The sequence below is a fragment of the Variovorax sp. PBL-E5 genome (assembly GCF_901827185.1).
Taxonomy (GTDB): domain Bacteria; phylum Pseudomonadota; class Gammaproteobacteria; order Burkholderiales; family Burkholderiaceae_C; genus Variovorax.
The window spans coordinates 45,000-59,355 of sequence record NZ_LR594671.1 but is presented as its reverse complement, the minus strand read 5'-3'; the positions used below and the strand labels follow the sequence as shown (position 1 = coordinate 59,355).

At 65.0% G+C, this 14,356-nt stretch carries 18 protein-coding genes; 6 read left to right on the top strand and 12 right to left on the bottom strand.

Annotated elements, in window-relative coordinates:
• Positions 1-12 precede the first annotated feature (12 nt).
• From minD to WDLP6_RS00275, 4 genes are all read left to right on the top strand, one after another.
• Positions 13-825 carry a septum site-determining protein MinD gene (gene minD, locus WDLP6_RS00290; RefSeq protein WP_162565181.1) on the top strand — a complete coding sequence of 271 codons (813 nt, stop codon included), beginning with the start codon at positions 13-15 and terminating at the stop codon, positions 823-825.
• Positions 826-827: 2 nt separating this feature from the next.
• Positions 828-1,100 carry a cell division topological specificity factor MinE gene (minE, locus tag WDLP6_RS00285; protein WP_162565180.1) on the top strand — a complete coding sequence of 91 codons (273 nt, stop codon included), beginning with the start codon at positions 828-830 and terminating at the stop codon, positions 1,098-1,100.
• Positions 1,101-1,189: 89 nt separating this feature from the next.
• Positions 1,190-1,696 carry a TIGR01841 family phasin gene (gene phaP, locus WDLP6_RS00280; RefSeq protein WP_162590739.1) on the top strand — a complete coding sequence of 169 codons (507 nt, stop codon included), beginning with the start codon at positions 1,190-1,192 and terminating at the stop codon, positions 1,694-1,696.
• A 125-nt stretch (positions 1,697-1,821) separates the two neighbouring features.
• Entirely contained in the window at positions 1,822-2,067 is a 246-nt protein-coding gene (locus WDLP6_RS00275; RefSeq protein ID WP_162565178.1) for a hypothetical protein, read from the top strand.
• 14 nt (positions 2,068-2,081) lie between these two features.
• On the opposite strand, the gene WDLP6_RS00270 is transcribed toward WDLP6_RS00275, so the two are convergent.
• The 3 genes from WDLP6_RS00270 to WDLP6_RS00260 form a co-directional block, all read right to left on the bottom strand.
• Positions 2,082-2,465 carry an RcnB family protein gene (locus WDLP6_RS00270; protein WP_162590738.1) on the bottom strand — a complete coding sequence of 128 codons (384 nt, stop codon included), beginning with the start codon at positions 2,463-2,465 and terminating at the stop codon, positions 2,082-2,084.
• 105 nt (positions 2,466-2,570) lie between these two features.
• A complete protein-coding gene (locus WDLP6_RS00265) occupies positions 2,571-2,942 on the bottom strand; it encodes a hypothetical protein (RefSeq protein WP_232076916.1) in 372 nt (123 codons plus the stop codon).
• Between the two features lie 19 nt (positions 2,943-2,961).
• Positions 2,962-3,567 (bottom strand): cob(I)yrinic acid a,c-diamide adenosyltransferase, encoded by a 606-nt coding sequence (locus WDLP6_RS00260; protein ID WP_162590737.1) that lies wholly within the window; start codon positions 3,565-3,567, stop codon positions 2,962-2,964.
• A 58-nt stretch (positions 3,568-3,625) separates the two neighbouring features.
• On the opposite strand from WDLP6_RS00260, the gene WDLP6_RS00255 reads away from it, so the two are divergent.
• Positions 3,626-5,050 carry an FAD-binding oxidoreductase gene (locus tag WDLP6_RS00255; RefSeq protein ID WP_162590736.1) on the top strand — a complete coding sequence of 475 codons (1,425 nt, stop codon included), beginning with the start codon at positions 3,626-3,628 and terminating at the stop codon, positions 5,048-5,050.
• Between the two features lie 24 nt (positions 5,051-5,074).
• On the opposite strand, the gene WDLP6_RS00250 is transcribed toward WDLP6_RS00255, so the two are convergent.
• The 8 genes from WDLP6_RS00250 to WDLP6_RS00215 form a co-directional block, all read right to left on the bottom strand.
• A complete protein-coding gene (locus WDLP6_RS00250; protein WP_162590735.1) occupies positions 5,075-5,962 on the bottom strand; it encodes a CsgG/HfaB family protein in 888 nt (295 codons plus the stop codon).
• 116 nt (positions 5,963-6,078) lie between these two features.
• The gene (locus WDLP6_RS00245; protein ID WP_162590734.1) at positions 6,079-7,020 is read right to left on the bottom strand and encodes a ParB/RepB/Spo0J family partition protein; all 942 of its coding nucleotides are present in this window, start codon (positions 7,018-7,020) and stop codon (positions 6,079-6,081) included.
• Positions 7,021-7,025: 5 nt separating this feature from the next.
• Complete coding sequence (locus WDLP6_RS00240) at positions 7,026-7,568, bottom strand: RBBP9/YdeN family alpha/beta hydrolase (RefSeq protein WP_162590733.1); 543 nt, start codon at positions 7,566-7,568, stop codon at positions 7,026-7,028.
• Between the two features lie 45 nt (positions 7,569-7,613).
• Positions 7,614-8,480, bottom strand: coding sequence for a ParA family protein (locus WDLP6_RS00235; protein ID WP_232076915.1), 867 nt, complete (start codon positions 8,478-8,480; stop codon positions 7,614-7,616).
• A gap of 50 nt (positions 8,481-8,530) precedes the next feature.
• Positions 8,531-9,145 (bottom strand): LysE family transporter, encoded by a 615-nt coding sequence (locus WDLP6_RS00230; protein ID WP_162590732.1) that lies wholly within the window; start codon positions 9,143-9,145, stop codon positions 8,531-8,533.
• Positions 9,146-9,202: 57 nt separating this feature from the next.
• Positions 9,203-9,841: a 16S rRNA (guanine(527)-N(7))-methyltransferase RsmG gene (gene rsmG, locus WDLP6_RS00225; protein ID WP_162590731.1), complete on the bottom strand. Its 639-nt coding sequence runs from the start codon at positions 9,839-9,841 to the stop codon at positions 9,203-9,205.
• The gene (mnmG, locus tag WDLP6_RS00220; protein ID WP_162590730.1) at positions 9,838-11,793 is read right to left on the bottom strand and encodes a tRNA uridine-5-carboxymethylaminomethyl(34) synthesis enzyme MnmG; all 1,956 of its coding nucleotides are present in this window, start codon (positions 11,791-11,793) and stop codon (positions 9,838-9,840) included. The genes rsmG and mnmG overlap by 4 nt, the downstream gene beginning before the upstream one ends.
• A gap of 352 nt (positions 11,794-12,145) precedes the next feature.
• Positions 12,146-12,331, bottom strand: coding sequence for a DUF1328 family protein (locus WDLP6_RS00215; RefSeq protein WP_162565167.1), 186 nt, complete (start codon positions 12,329-12,331; stop codon positions 12,146-12,148).
• 172 nt (positions 12,332-12,503) lie between these two features.
• Here WDLP6_RS00215 and gstA point away from each other — a divergent pair, with 172 nt between their 5' ends.
• Entirely contained in the window at positions 12,504-13,112 is a 609-nt protein-coding gene (gene gstA / locus WDLP6_RS00210) for a glutathione transferase GstA (protein WP_162590729.1), read from the top strand.
• 22 nt (positions 13,113-13,134) lie between these two features.
• On the opposite strand, the gene WDLP6_RS00205 is transcribed toward gstA, so the two are convergent.
• Positions 13,135-14,343 carry a YbfB/YjiJ family MFS transporter gene (locus tag WDLP6_RS00205; RefSeq protein WP_162590728.1) on the bottom strand — a complete coding sequence of 403 codons (1,209 nt, stop codon included), beginning with the start codon at positions 14,341-14,343 and terminating at the stop codon, positions 13,135-13,137.
• Positions 14,344-14,356 lie beyond the last annotated feature (13 nt).

Below are 14,356 nucleotides of genomic sequence, written 5' to 3'. Positions count from 1 at the left end.
GAAGGATTGGGAATGGCCAAGATTGTGGTGGTGACCTCGGGCAAGGGCGGTGTCGGCAAGACGACCACGAGCGCGAGCTTTGCATCGGGGCTCGCCCTCGCGGGCAAGAAGACGGCCGTGATCGATTTCGACGTCGGCCTGCGCAACCTCGACCTGATCATGGGCTGCGAACGGCGCGTGGTGTACGACCTCATCAACGTGATCCAGGGCGAGGCCAACCTGAGCCAGGCGCTGATCAAGGACAAGCAGTGCGACAACCTGTTCGTGCTGGCCGCCTCGCAGACGCGCGACAAGGATGCGCTGACGCAGGAAGGCGTCGAGAAGATCCTCAAGGAACTCGCTGACCAGGGCTTCGACTACATCGTGTGCGATTCGCCGGCGGGCATCGAGACCGGCGCGCTGATGGCGATGCATTTCGCCGACGAGGCGCTGATCGTGACCAACCCCGAGGTCTCGTCGGTGCGCGACTCGGACCGCATCCTCGGCATGCTGGGCTCCAAGACCAAGCGGGCCAAGGAAGGCGGCGACCCGATCAAGGAGCACCTGCTGATCACGCGCTACAACCCGAATCGCGTGGCCGGCGGGCAGATGCTCTCGCTGGAGGATATCAAGGACATCCTGCGCATCAAGCTGATCGGCGTGATTCCCGAATCGGAGAGCGTGCTGCAGGCCTCCAACCAGGGCGTGCCCGCGATCCACGACACCGAAACCGACGTGGCCCAGGCTTACAGCGACGTGGTGGCGCGCTTCCTCGGCGAGGACAAGCCGATGCGCTTCGTCGATGCCGAGAAGCCGGGCTTCTTCAAGCGCATCTTCGGGAGGTAGGCATGTCATTGTTTTCGTTTCTGCTGGGGGAGAAGAAGAAGACGGCGAGCGTTGCCAAGGAGCGGCTGCAGATCATCCTCGCGCACGAGCGCAGCAGCCTCGGCGGCAAGAGGCCCGACTACCTGCCGGAGCTGCAGCGCGAGCTGATCGCGGTGATTTCCAAGTACGTTTCGATCAAGGCCGAGGACATCAAGGTACACCTCGAGAAACACGACGACCTCGAGGTGCTGCAGGTCAAGATCGAACTGCCCGACGCGGCGCTCGCGGCGCGCTGAGCGCACGCGGCCTCTGGTGCGGGGCTTCCATCCGACCTCGGTGTGGGCGTATCGTCACGGCTCCAACAACCACACGGAGACATCGCACCATGGCCACCAGCAAGTCGAGCACCGCCAGCCGCACCGCCACCGCCGCGAAGAAGGCGCGCCCCACGGCCGCCAAGGCCGCGGCCGATGTCCAGGATGCCTTCGTGAAGCCGCTCAAGGGCATGGCGGAACGCTTGCAGAACCTGCCGCTGGCCGGTGCAGCGGGTGCCATCGTCGAGAGCGGGCGCAAGGATCTGCAGGCGCTGGTGCAGGCCAACGAGAAGTCCTACCAGGGGCTGCAGGCCGTGGTGCAGCGCCAGACCGAGATGCTCAAGGCATCGATCGGCGAGTGGCAGGGCGCCGTCAAGGGCATGTCGGCCGGCGACCCGCGCGAGAACCTCGCCAAGCTCGATACCATGGGCAAGGCCGCCTTCAAGCGAGCGCTGGATGACATCCGCGAGCTGGCCGAGCTGGCTGCCAAGTCGCAGGCCGACGCCTTCGACGTGGTGCGCCAGCGCATCCGCGACAACGTGGACGAGGTCAGCAAGCTGCTGCAGCAGCGCAAGTGATCCGCGGCGAGCGGGGCGCGCGACCGTCGCGGCCCGGCTTCGATTCGAGAAAAAGGTCCGTGACCTCGCCGGCAGGAAGCGTACATTGGGACGACTTCATTCTTCAGCGAACGGACCGGATCACCATGGCCTCGACTCCCCAGTTGCGCACAACCCCCCATGAGGCCGCCGACGCGGCAGTTCGGGAGCGCTTGCGGCAGGGCTTGCCCGCCACGGTCGATCGCCTGCACCACCGCCAGGCCGATCAGATCGACGACGACGACATCGAGGCCTACGTCAAGCTCAACTGGCTCGAATGGCACGGCGGCGGGCTGCGCCTGACCATCACCGGGCGCAACGTGTGCGCCCAGGTGACGCCCAGCGCCGCCTGAGCCCCCGCTTCGCCCTACTGGCTGGCGATGATCTGCGCGATCACGCCGGTGGCGATCGCCGCCAGCACGTAGTCTCCGCCCACACCGACCCACTGGTAGCCGCGCGGGGGCGCCTGCAAGCGGTGGCTGCGCCAGTCGTTGACGACGTAGTTGCGGCCCCGGTACTCGGTGGGCACGCGGTCGCCGCGGTGCCATTCGGCATGCGGCTGCGGGTAGCCGTGGCGGTCGGCCTGGCGGCCCGGGCGGAAGTCCTCGTGGCCCCGCTGATCGTGGCGTTGCGAAAACCGGTCATTGCCCTCGGGCGAACGGTCGAAGCCGCGGTCCTGTGCGAAGGCGCTGCCGGCCATGCACATCGCGAGCACCGCTGCGGCCACCGTCATGCTTTTGGACTTGATCATCTTGGAACTCCTTTGGCGTTGATGAGGAGTCCAGTGTGGGCGGCCCATGTGTCGGCCGCGTCCCTCGCTTGTCGATTCAGCGTGAAGTCAGGTAAAGCTGCGGTTTCAGGGCAGATTGCCCTGCGGCCCCACGGGCGGCGGGCCCGACGGGCCGCGCGCGCCCAGCTTGCGGCCGAAGGCCTCGCCGACGCGGCGCAACGGCCTGCTCGCGCGCTCGGCTGTGTTGTCGACACCGCGCCGTGTGGCATCGCCGGCGCGATCGATGCCGCGGCCGGCCGCGTCGGTGCCGTGTTCGATGCCGCCCAGCACCTTGCCGTGGCGCGGCGGCGCCTTCAGCGTGTGCGCGCGCTGCGCCTTGGGCGGGTTGTCGGCGCTTTGCGCGGCGGCCAGTATGGGCAGCATCAGCGCGGCGCCGAGCGAGATGCAGACGGCCGCGCGCGAACGCACGCGGGCGGAAAGGGTTCGAGGCAATGACATCGGCGAGGGCTCCTTCATTTCAGGGTTGGGTTGGCGGCGATGGCAGGTCCGCATGCGACGCGTCGGCGGCCGCGCGCGCCATGCGCTCGCTCTTCCAGTAGACATCGTCGCCGCCGTCGACGCGATTGAGCACCCGCGCCAGCACGAACAGCAGATCGCTCAGGCGATTGAGGTACTGGCGCAGTGCATCGTTGAGCGCTTCATCCGCGCCCAGTGCCACGACGGCGCGCTCGGCCCGCCGCGCCACCGTGCGGCATACGTGCGCGAGCGATGCGGCACGCGTGCCGGCCGGCAGGATGAATTCGGCCAGGCGCGGCAGCGCGGCGTTGTGCTCGGCCAGTGCGTTGTCGAGCTGCAGCAGCGCCTCGGCCTTGAACAAGGTGAAGCCCGGCATCGAAAGTTCTCCGCCAAGATTGAAGAGCTGGTGCTGGACGTCGACCAGCAGTTCGCGAACGGTCGGCGGCATCGGCTCGCACAGCAGCACGCCGATGTTCGAGTTGAGTTCGTCCACGTCGCCCATGGCCTGCACGCGCAGGTGATTCTTCGGCACGCGGGTGTTGTCGCCGAGGCCAGTGGTGCCATCGTCGCCGGTGCGCGTGGCGATCTGCGTCAGGCGGTTGCCCATATCGATGTCTTTTGAAAGTGCGGTTCGTAGAATGGTAGCCCCTCCAGGAGACTCGCCGATGAACGCCCCCACCGCCTTGACCCATCTCACGCCCGAGATCGCATTGCGCGACGTGCCCGAAGCCTTCATCGACACGCTCAAGGCGCATTTCAAGGACCGCTGCTCGACCGCCATGGCAGTGCGCACGCAGCATGGGCGCGACGAATCGTCCTTCGATGCGCCGCCCCCCTCGGCGGTGGTTTTCGCCGAGAGCACGCAGGACGTGGCGGATGCAGTGAAGCTCGCGAGCGGGTGCGGCGTGCCAGTGATCGCGTTCGGCGTCGGCTCTTCGCTCGAAGGGCATCTGCTCGCGGTGCAAGGCGGGATCAGCATCGACGTGAGCCGCATGAACCGCGTACTCTCGGTCAATGCCGACGATCTCACGGTGACGGTGCAGCCCGGCGTCACGCGCAAGCAGCTGAACGAGGAGATCAAGAGCACCGGCCTCTTCTTCCCGATCGATCCCGGTGCTGACGCCTCGATCGGCGGCATGACCGCCACCCGCGCCAGCGGCACGAACGCAGTGCGCTACGGCACGATGCGCGAGAACGTGCTGGCGCTCGAGGTGGTGACGGCGAGTGGCGAAGTCATTCGCACCGGCACGCGGGCCAAGAAGTCATCGGCCGGCTACGACCTGACGCGGCTGTTCGTCGGCAGTGAAGGCACGCTCGGCGTGGTCACCGAAATCACCTTGCGCATCTATCCGCTGCCCGAGGCGGTGTCGGCGGCGATCTGTTCGTTCCCGAGCATCGAGGCGGCCGTGCGCACCACCATCGAGATCATCCAGCTCGGTGTGCCGATCGCGCGCGTAGAGCTGATCGACGTGAACACGGTGCGCATGGTGAACGCCTATGCCAAGCTCGGCTTGCGCGAGGAGCCGATGCTGCTGATGGAGTTTCACGGCTCGCCCGCGGGCGTCAAGGAGCAGGCCGAGACAGTGCAGGAGCTGGCGAGCGGTCACGGCGGCAAGGCCTTCGAATGGGCCAGCACGCCCGAAGAACGGACGCGTCTGTGGACCGCGCGCCACAACAGCTACTTCGCGGCCGTTCAGTCGCGCCCGGGCTGCCGCGTGATCTCGACGGACACCTGCGTGCCGATTTCGCGGCTGGCCGATTGCCTGCTCGAATCGGTGGCCGAAGCCGATGCGAGCGGAATCCCCTACTTCCTGGTCGGCCATGTGGGTGACGGCAATTTCCACTTCGGCTATCTGCTCGATCCGAACGCGCCCGAGGAGCGCGTGACCGCCGAGAAGCTGAATCACGCGCTGGTGTCGCGCGCGCTGGCACTCGAGGGCACGTGCACCGGCGAGCACGGCGTCGGCCTGCACAAGATGGATTTTCTGGTGACCGAGGCAGGTGCCGGTGCGGTCGACATGATGCGCACCATCAAGCGCGCGCTCGACCCCAAGAACATCATGAACCCGGGAAAAATATTCAGCCTGTAGCTCGCCCCAGGCTGCGGGCGACGCTCACTGCTTCTTGCGGCGTGCCGGTGCGGGTGCCGAAGTCTGCGAAGGCGCCGCGCCGCCATCGACACCCAAGCGACCGCCGCCGCCGAGGCCTTGGCCCTGGACCGTTTGCGCCTTGTAGTTGCGCAGCGAAACGACCATCTGGTTGAAGGCGTCCATGAAGGCGGCGCTGATCACCTTGCCCTGCGCCGTGTTGGTGTAGCCGCCAAGCCCGCCGGCTCCGCTGCCGCCGAAGATCGAGCCGAAGGCGCCGAAATCGGTCTTGGAAGCGCTGCCTTCGGAGGCGGCGACCTGTACGCCCGAGCGGTTGTCGATGAGCGTCAGGAGGGCACTGGCCTCCTTGGTCTGCATGTTGCCGCCGACCGCGGCAAGCACACCGCCGTAGCGGCCGCCTACCAAGCCACCGAGGGAGCCGCCCACGCCGCCCGCGTTCTGGTTGCTGAACACGATTTCAGGCGACAGGCCGTAGTCGGAGGCGACCATCTGGCCGGCGCCGAAATTGCTGCCCTGGCGCATTTCGCCCGACTGCGAGAGCTGGCGCTCGCGCGACATGGCGTTCATGCCCGCCGCGCTGCGTTCGACCACGACGAAGCAGTTCGATTGCTGCACCAGGAGGCGCAGCAGGTTGGCGGTCGGCGGCAGCTTGTATTCGTTGCGCAGGATGGTGTACCAGCCGGCGGACTGGTTCTCGATCAGAGACACCGTGCCCAGCGGGGAAGCGCATCGTTCGAGTGCGCCGCTGGCGTTGGTGGAAGCCGTGCCGGCCGCGCTGCCGGTGGCCACCGTCTTCGCGCTCTGGCTGCCCATCTGCATGTCGGTGGTTTCGCAGCCGGTCAAGAGTAGGGTCGCCGCCGCAATCGTTGCGAGCGGAAGTGTGGCGAGGCGCATGGTCAATCCCTCCTAAAACTTAAGGTTATCAAAGTTAAAAAATGTAGCCGCCGAGCATATGCGCAACGGTGCGGGCGAATCAATTGCCCGGAAGGGGGGAAATGCGCCGGAAGAAACTAGGCCGTTTGGCGGATGCGCTCGATCAGCCCATTGAGGGCATCGAGCGAGCCGAAATGAATCGCGAGCTCGCCGCTTTCCTCGACCTTGCCGCCGCGCTTGTGGCGCTTCTTGATTCGAACCTCGACTTCGGCTGCCAGCAGATCGGCCAGTTCTTCCTCGACCCGTTCGAGGTCGCGTGACTTCGCACCGGCACTGCGGCGCGGCGAGGGCTTGAGACTGAACTCGGCGGCCAGTTTCTTCACCAGCGCCTCGGCCTCGCGCACCGACAGTTTCTTGGCCGCAATCTGGTTGGCGGCAGTGATCTGGGTGCCCTTGTCCAGCGACAACAAGGCACGGGCATGCCCCATGTCGATGTCGCCAGCCATTAGCATGGCCTGCGCCGGTTCGGCGAGGTTCAACAGGCGCAGCAGATTGCTGGCCGCGCTGCGCGAGCGGCCCACGGCCTGGGCCGCGGTTTCATGAGTGAGCCCAAACTCAGCTACAAGACGTTGCAAGCCCTGAGCTTCTTCCAGCGGATTCAGATCCTCGCGCTGGATATTCTCGATCAGCGACATGGCCGCGGCCGCCTCGTTGGGCACATCGCGCACCAGCACAGGTACGCTGTCGAGGCCGGCCAGGCCAGCTGCGCGGAAGCGGCGTTCGCCGGCGATGATTTCGAATTCGGCGTTCTTGGTCCGCGCCATCTCGGGATCGAGACGCCGAACCAGAATGGGCTGCATGATCCCCTGCGCCTTGATGCTCTCCGCCAGTTCGTAGAGCGCACCCTCGTCCATGCGGGTTCGCGGCTGATACACGCCTGGCACCATCTGGTCGAGATTCAACGTGGTGGGATTCGGAGGCGCGGTATCGCCGGCGTCCGCGGCGTCCGGCCCGTTGAAGGTGGGCCCGAGCAGGGCTTCGAGTCCGCGGCCGAGGCCCTTGGGTTTTTTGGTGGCCATGGAAATCAATTTTCTTTCAGTAGGTCGTTCAGCAGCTTTCGCCCCTCGGGCCAGTCGCCGAGGCCGGATTCGCCGTTGAGGTGGCCGCGCAAACCCGCATCGATGTAGTCCGCACCCCAAGCGCGCGCCATCTCGCGAGAACGTTCGGCTTCGCAGTACGGGTCGTTGCGTGCTGCGACCAGCAACGAGGGAAATGGGAGGGCTTGCCACACGATCGGTGCCCAGCCGGGGATCATCTGTCGAATGTCCTCGCGTTCCAGATCGCCCGGCGCGACCAGCAGCGCGGCGCGCACCTTGTGCGTGTTGCGCGAATGAGCAGCCCAGGCGGCAACGAGGATGCACCCGAGGCTGTGCGCGACGAGCACCACAGGCGCGGGCGCGGCCAGCACTTCTTCCTCGAGGCGCGCCGACCAGTCGCCGCGCAAGGGCCGCATCCAATCGTGCTGATCGACGCGATGATCGCCATGGATCAACTCCCAGCGGCTTTGCCAGTGCGCAGGATTGCTGTTCTGCCAGCCGGGCAGGAGGAGGATTTTCGAGACAGCCATCAGCTTTGAAATCGATCGCCGTCGACGCTTTTTCCTTCGGGCACGTCAGATCCCGTCGGCATCTTGAACGGCCGCCGGCGGCACGTTGACAGGGCTGGCTGCCGCGACCGGAGGTGCAGCGGGCGGGATGGGTGCGAAGGCGCTGGCTGGTGGCATTTTCTTGACCAACTCCTCCGCGAAGGCGACGAATGCCAGGCTGCCCTTGGCGGCAGGGTCGAAGACCACGCCCGGAAGGCCGTAGCTCGGTGCCTCGGCCAACCGCACATTGCGCGGGATCACGGTATCGAAGACCTTGTCGCCGAAGTGCGCCTTGAGCTGCTCGCTGACCTGTTGTTGAAGCGTGACACGCGGATCGAACATGACGCGCAGCAGCCCGATGATCTGCAGATTCTTGTTGAGGTTGGCGTGCACCTGCTTGATGGTGTTGACCAGGTCTGTCAGGCCTTCGAGCGCGAAATACTCGCATTGCATCGGAACGATCACGCCATGCGCTGCGCACAACCCGTTGAGCGTGAGCAGGCTCAAGCTCGGCGGGCAGTCGATCAGAATGAAGTCGTACTCGGCTCCGACGGCTGCCAGCGCCGTGCGCAGCCGCTTTTCGCGCCTGTCCAGCGCCACCATTTCGACCTCGGCACCCGCAAGTTCGCGGTTCGCGCCCAACACGTCGTAGCCGCACCTGTCGGCCTTGACCCGCGCTTCGGCAACCGAAGCCGACTCCAGTAGCACGTCGTAGACCGTGGTTTCCAGTTTGCGCTTGTCGACGCCTGAGCCCATGGTCGCATTGCCTTGAGGATCGAGATCGATCATCAACACACGCTGATCCACCTTGGCCAAACCGGCGGCCAGATTGACCGTGGTGGTCGTCTTGCCGACGCCGCCCTTCTGATTGGCAATACAAAAGATCTTGGCCATGGATCAGGCGCCTCGCCGGGCGGGCAGGAACGGACTCAGGCCAGTCTTGATCATCGAGAGACGGCCAGCTTGACACCGAAGGCGATCAGAAAGACGCCTGCCAGTTTTTCGAAGGTGCGCGAAATGCGCGGATTGGCCCGCAAACGCTCGGCCAGAAAATGCGTGAGCAGCGTGGCCGAAAGACCGTAGACGAAGGTGAGCGCGGCGATGGTGAGGGCCATCACGGCGAAGGTGGTGAGCCCTTGATGGCGAACCGGATCCACGAACAGCGGGAAGAATGCCATATAGAAGACGATGGCCTTGGGATTCATCAGGGTGATCATCAGCGCCAGCCGCAGGTAGTGGCCTGGGCGAATATTGAGGATCGGAGCGGCACCCGGCTTGGCCGCCAGCATCTTGAACCCCAGCCATGCCAGATAGGCCGCGCCAAGCCACTGAACGGCCTTGAAGGCCGTCGGATAGGCGGCCAGCAAGGCCGCGACACCAGCCACGGCCGCCCACATCAAGACCTGGTCACCGGCAATCACGCCCATCGTAGCAGCCAGGCCCGCTCGAATTCCGCCTTTCCCCGTCGAAGTGATCAGCGCCAGATTCCCTGGGCCGGGGATCGCAAGAAAGAGAAGGATGGCCGCGACAAATGCGCCGTAGTCAGCGATACCGAACATGAAATTACCTGGGATGGGAGAGCGTCGAGTCTAAGCGAGGTCCATGCGCCGCACTCATCAAGAGAGGCGTTTTCGTGCCCAGACGATGCATCTCTCGGCGTCCAGCCTGGGAACATTCAGTTGTTCCACGTGAAACACATCGATATCGGGAGGCAACTGCGCAAGCTCGTCGCTCGGCACCCTCCCCTTCATGGCAAGCCAGACGCCTTCTTTGGCCAACAGCTGCCGGGACTGGCGAAAGAAGTCCGGCAGCGACGCGAAGGCGCGCGAACTGACTATGTCGTAATTACCACTCAATACCTCGACGCGCGCGTGCAATCCGCGGAGATTGGCGAGCTCCAACTCAGCGGCCACTTGCTGCACAAATGCCGCCTTCTTCGCCACAGCGTCCAGGCAGGTGACATGAATATCGCTCCTCAGGATGGCGATGACGACGCCTGGCAAGCCGGCCCCTGCACCAACATCCAGCAGTGTCGCGTCACTCGGCCGCTCACGACGAAGAGGCGCCACCACCGCCAAGCTGTCGAGCAAGTGATGGGTCAGCACGGTGGCCGGGTCTTTCAACGCAGTCAGGTTGTAGACCTTGTTCCATTTGAGAATCAGAATGCCGTAGGCCAGCAGTTGCTCGCATTGGCGATCCGTCAATTCGATGCCGAGCGCGGAAGCGCCTCCGCGCAGCAGGCGATCCTGGCTCATTCCGCAATCTGAGGCTCAGCCGCCTCCACTCCAGGCCGCAGCGTGAAGGCACGGTATCCGCCCTTCCGGAGATGGACCATGAGCAGGGAAATCGCCGCCGGCGTCACCCCCGAAATGCGAGAGGCCATGCCCAATGTGTCCGGGCGGTGCTTCGCAAGCTTCTGTCTCACTTCGAAACTCAGTGCCGCAACCTGGTGGTAGTCCAGATCCAAGGGCAGCCTGAGATTCTCGAAATGCGCTGCCCGCTCCACTTCATCGTGCTGACGATCGATGTAGCCCGAATACTTTGCCGCGATTTCGATCTGCTCGATCTCAGCCTCGCCCAGCATCTCGGCGCCCGCGTATTTGCCATCATCGAGCGACATCAAGGCGTCGTAACTCACACTGGGCCTGCGCAATAGATCACCCAGGCTGTATTCATGCTCGATGGCCTTGCCGAGCACGCGCTCGGACTCGCTCGCCGGCAGATTGCGAGGATTGACCCATATCGACGCCAGCCGCTGTGTTTCACGTGAAACAAGATCGCGTTTGCGCGAAAACGCATCCCAGCGCGCATCGTCGACCAAGCCCAGCTTGCGCCCCGCCTCTGTGAGACGCATGTCGGCATTGTCTTCGCGCAGCTGAAGCCGGAACTCGGCCCGGCTGGTGAACATGCGATATGGCTCAGTGACCCCTTTGGTAATCAGGTCATCCACCAGGACGCCGAGGTAGGCCTCGTCGCGACGAGGCAGCCACGGGGCTTCCGCTCGGCATTGCAATGCGGCATTGACGCCAGCAAAGAGCCCTTGGCCGGCCGCTTCTTCGTAGCCAGTCGTCCCGTTGATTTGGCCAGCAAAGAAAAGTCCTTGAATCGCCCGTGTCTCGAAGCTGCTCTTGAGTTCTCGCGGATCGAAGTAGTCGTATTCGATCGCATAGCCGGGCCGGAGAATGTGGGCGTTCTCCAGCCCCGCCATCGAACGGACCAGCCGATATTGAACGTCGAAAGGCAGGCTCGTCGAAATGCCGTTCGGGTAGTACTCGTTGGTCGACAGGCCCTCGGGCTCCAGAAAAATCTGATGGCTTTCCTTGTCCGCAAAGCGGTTGATCTTGTCTTCCACGCTCGGACAATAGCGTGGCCCGATCCCGTCGATCTTGCCGGTGAACATCGGGCTGCGATCGAAGCCGGAGCGAATGATTTCGTGGGTGCGGCTGTTCGTGTGGGTGATCCAGCACGCCATTTGCCGTGGATGCATCTCGGCGCGGCCCATGAAGCTGAAGACTGGCATCGCATCTGCACCGCCCGGCATGCCGTCGCCGGGTTGCTCGGTGCACTTCGAAAAATCGATGCTCCTGCCATCGAGTCGCGGCGGCGTTCCCGTCTTGAGCCGCCCTTGCGGCAGCTTCAGTTCCTTGAGGCGTGCCGACAAGCTGATGGCGGGCGGATCACCGGCGCGGCCAGCCCGATAGTTATCCAGACCCACATGGATGCGACCGTCGAGAAAGGTGCCGGCCGTCAACACCACGGTCCGCGCGCGAAAGCCAATACCCACTTGCGTGATGGCGCCCACCACACGGTCGCCCTCAATCATCAGGTCGTCGACCGCTTGCTGAAACAGCCATAGATTCGGTTGGTTTTCCAGCCGGTGGCGGATCGCTGCCTTGTAGAGCACGCGATCTGCCTGCGCACGCGTCGCCCGAACGGCCGGGCCCTTGCTCGAATTGAGAATTCGAAACTGGATCCCCGCCTCATCGGTCGCGAGGGCCATGGCGCCGCCCAGCGCATCGATTTCCCTGACCAGATGTCCCTTGCCGATGCCGCCGATCGACGGGTTGCAGCTCATCTGTCCCAGCGTCTCGATATTGTGGGTCAACAGCAAGGTGCGCACGCCCATGCGTGCGGCCGCCAACGCAGCCTCGGTGCCGGCATGGCCGCCGCCAACGACGATCACATCAAATTCTTCGGGATACAGCATGAAGTGGAGCGCATCTGCGCGCGGCGCGAAAGGGCGATGATTTTAATCGCCAAGCCCACTTTGTGCGAGTGCAAGGGACAAAGCCCGAGCCGCGTATTCCATTGCCTCGCCTGGATTTGATGCTATCTTTTTTATAGCACCATCGCCATCCTGCCTTCGGGCGGCGACGGACCGCAGCGAGGAATCTAGCGCTTCCCGGCTTTTTGCAGGCCACAGGCGCACGGGCGACGCTTGTTTCCGACCTGCCAGTTCGACTGCGTCACATGCAACACCCGCACGGCGCGATGAGCGGGACTTTGCAGCAGCGCCACCAAAGGCTGCACGCGTGGCCAACGCGGAACAAGCTGCGCCATCAGTCCAACGCCTTCTTCACGGCGCCAACGCCCAGCGCCGCAAGCACCAGGAACACGACGGCCAGGATCAGGAACAGCCCGAACAGAACCTTCGCGATGCCAGCCGCGCCTGCCGCCACACCGCCGAAGCCCAGCGCACCGGCCACCAGCGAGATGACGGCGAATACGATCGCGTACTTCAACATGAGCAATCTCCTTCGTGCGGACATCCGCCGCACCGCGAGGGAGCATAGGAAGCGCCCGGCCTTGTCCCGATAGTCACTCCTCGCAACGCGTCGTAGGACAAAACGCGATCGCCATAAACCGCTAGCATCGGCTCAGTTCGCAAGAACGTTTCCCATCCTTTGGAGTCATCGCATGAAGCTGTACTACTCGCCGGGCGCCTGCTCGCTGTCCCCTCACATCGCGCTGCGCGAAGCCGGACTTGCCTTCGAACCCGTGCTCGCCAGCACCAAGAGCCACAAGCTGCAAGACGGCACCGACTACTACGGCATCAACCCCCTCGGCTATGTGCCGATGCTCGAGCTCGACGACGGCACGCGGCTGCGCGAAGGGCCGGCCATCGTCCAGTACATCGCCGACCTCGCGCCCACCAAGAATCTGGCTCCCGCCAATGGCACGCTGTCGCGCTACCGGCTGCAGGAATGGCTGACCTTCATCGGCACCGAGATCCACAAGGGCTTCTCGCCGATGTTCAACCCCAACATGCCCGAAGAAGCCAAGACCATCGCGAAGAACAAGCTCAAGGCGCGCTACGGATGGTTGAACAGTGAGCTCGAGGGCAAGGACTACCTGATGGGCGAGCACTTCACCGTCGCCGACGGCTATCTCTTCACCGTCACCAACTGGGCCAAGCCCACCGGCTTCGACCTATCGCCCTATCCCAACGTGCAGTCCTGGCATGCGCGCGTCGGCGCGCGTCCTGCCGTGCAGGAAGCACTGAAGGCGGAAGCACCGAGCAAGTAGGAGCCATCGGGTCGCCTGGCGCTCATCGCGGCAGTGGCCGCTGTCGCGATGCAAGCGCGGCCCCCATCCACAGCGTGACCGCCGACGCCACGAGCCCGCGCGCGAGGCCGCCGGCGCCATCGGAGATCCAGCCGGTCACCGTCGGCCCGACGATCTGCCCGAAAGCGAAGACGATCGTAAAGGCGCTGATGCCGGTCGCCCATTGGGTCGGCGGCAGGTTGTGGCGCACGAGCGCCGTGGTCGAGGCGACCACCGACAGAAACACCGCACCGAACAAGAGCCCGGAAACCAGGGTCCAGGGCCACGCATGGCTCAGCACCGGCAGCAGCGTGGCGATGCCCAGAAGGGCGTTGAGTACGGCCTGCGGGCCGCCACCGCGATAGCGGTCCAGCAGGCCGGCCCATAGCCGTGACGACGCAATGCACGCGACGCCCAGCAAGGCATAGAACATCGTGATCTCGCCCGCGCGGGCGCCCTGCTCGCGCAGCAGGGCGATCACGAAAGTCATGTAGCCGATGTAGCCGGCGCCGAACAACGCATAGGCCGCCAACGCCCAACCGAGCCGCCCGACGCGCGCGTGCACCCCATGGGGCCCGGATGCAGCAGACGCTGCGAACGCCCCGCCGTGCATGGCCCGCGTGGCCGCCCACAGCACCGCCGTCGCAGCGCCGCTCGCGAGCGCGAGCGTCCACCAGGCCCAGGCCCAGCCGTGGTCATGCCGCACCGCCGCCTGCAGCACCGGTGGCACCAGCAGCGCCGACAACATGATGCCGAAGCCCGTGCCGCCGTAGTACAGCCCCAACAGAAGCCCCATGCGCCCAGGCTGCATCGCACCGAGCCGCGTCGCCAGCAGGCCGCCCGCGACAAAGACCCATGCGCTCGCCAGACCCGCCAGCAGCCGCTGCAGCAGCAATGCCGGCGCCGAAATGAAAAAGCCGCTCGCCGCCATGAAAAGACTGGCCCACACGGCGCCGCCGACCAGCAGACGGACCGGGCCGAAGCGCCGCAGCAGGGCCGGTGTCATCAGCGCGCCGAGCAGATAGCCGGCGGCGTTCGCCGTGTTCATGCCGCCCGCCAGCGTGTAGCTCCAGCCCAGGTCCGCACGCATCGGCGGCAGCAGCAACGCAAAGGAAAAGCGCGTGATGCCCAGCGACACGGCCGCGCCCAGCGACAACGCGAGTGCGAGCCGAAGCGCATGCGCAGGCGTGAGCGTGGCGGCAGTCGTCGTCATGGGGAGGCCGCCA

Excerpts from the sequence above, each read along its gene's own strand:
- minD (WP_162565181.1), top strand. The coding sequence starts at position 13 with ATGGCCAAGATTGTGGTGGTGACCTCGGGCAAGGGCGGTGTCGGCAAG.
- minE (WP_162565180.1), top strand. The coding sequence starts at position 828 with ATGTCATTGTTTTCGTTTCTGCTGGGGGAGAAGAAGAAGACGGCGAGC.
- phaP (WP_162590739.1), top strand. The coding sequence starts at position 1,190 with ATGGCCACCAGCAAGTCGAGCACCGCCAGCCGCACCGCCACCGCCGCG.
- WDLP6_RS00275 (WP_162565178.1), top strand. The coding sequence starts at position 1,822 with ATGGCCTCGACTCCCCAGTTGCGCACAACCCCCCATGAGGCCGCCGAC.
- WDLP6_RS00270 (WP_162590738.1), bottom strand. The coding sequence starts at position 2,465 with ATGATCAAGTCCAAAAGCATGACGGTGGCCGCAGCGGTGCTCGCGATG.
- WDLP6_RS00265 (WP_232076916.1), bottom strand. The coding sequence starts at position 2,942 with ATGTCATTGCCTCGAACCCTTTCCGCCCGCGTGCGTTCGCGCGCGGCC.
- WDLP6_RS00260 (WP_162590737.1), bottom strand. The coding sequence starts at position 3,567 with ATGGGCAACCGCCTGACGCAGATCGCCACGCGCACCGGCGACGATGGC.
- WDLP6_RS00255 (WP_162590736.1), top strand. The coding sequence starts at position 3,626 with ATGAACGCCCCCACCGCCTTGACCCATCTCACGCCCGAGATCGCATTG.
- WDLP6_RS00250 (WP_162590735.1), bottom strand. The coding sequence starts at position 5,962 with ATGCGCCTCGCCACACTTCCGCTCGCAACGATTGCGGCGGCGACCCTA.
- WDLP6_RS00245 (WP_162590734.1), bottom strand. The coding sequence starts at position 7,020 with ATGGCCACCAAAAAACCCAAGGGCCTCGGCCGCGGACTCGAAGCCCTG.
- WDLP6_RS00240 (WP_162590733.1), bottom strand. The coding sequence starts at position 7,568 with ATGGCTGTCTCGAAAATCCTCCTCCTGCCCGGCTGGCAGAACAGCAAT.
- WDLP6_RS00235 (WP_232076915.1), bottom strand. The coding sequence starts at position 8,480 with ATGGCCAAGATCTTTTGTATTGCCAATCAGAAGGGCGGCGTCGGCAAG.
- WDLP6_RS00230 (WP_162590732.1), bottom strand. The coding sequence starts at position 9,145 with ATGTTCGGTATCGCTGACTACGGCGCATTTGTCGCGGCCATCCTTCTC.
- rsmG (WP_162590731.1), bottom strand. The coding sequence starts at position 9,841 with ATGAGCCAGGATCGCCTGCTGCGCGGAGGCGCTTCCGCGCTCGGCATC.
- mnmG (WP_162590730.1), bottom strand. The coding sequence starts at position 11,793 with ATGCTGTATCCCGAAGAATTTGATGTGATCGTCGTTGGCGGCGGCCAT.
- WDLP6_RS00215 (WP_162565167.1), bottom strand. The coding sequence starts at position 12,331 with ATGTTGAAGTACGCGATCGTATTCGCCGTCATCTCGCTGGTGGCCGGT.
- gstA (WP_162590729.1), top strand. The coding sequence starts at position 12,504 with ATGAAGCTGTACTACTCGCCGGGCGCCTGCTCGCTGTCCCCTCACATC.
- WDLP6_RS00205 (WP_162590728.1), bottom strand. The coding sequence starts at position 14,343 with ATGACGACGACTGCCGCCACGCTCACGCCTGCGCATGCGCTTCGGCTC.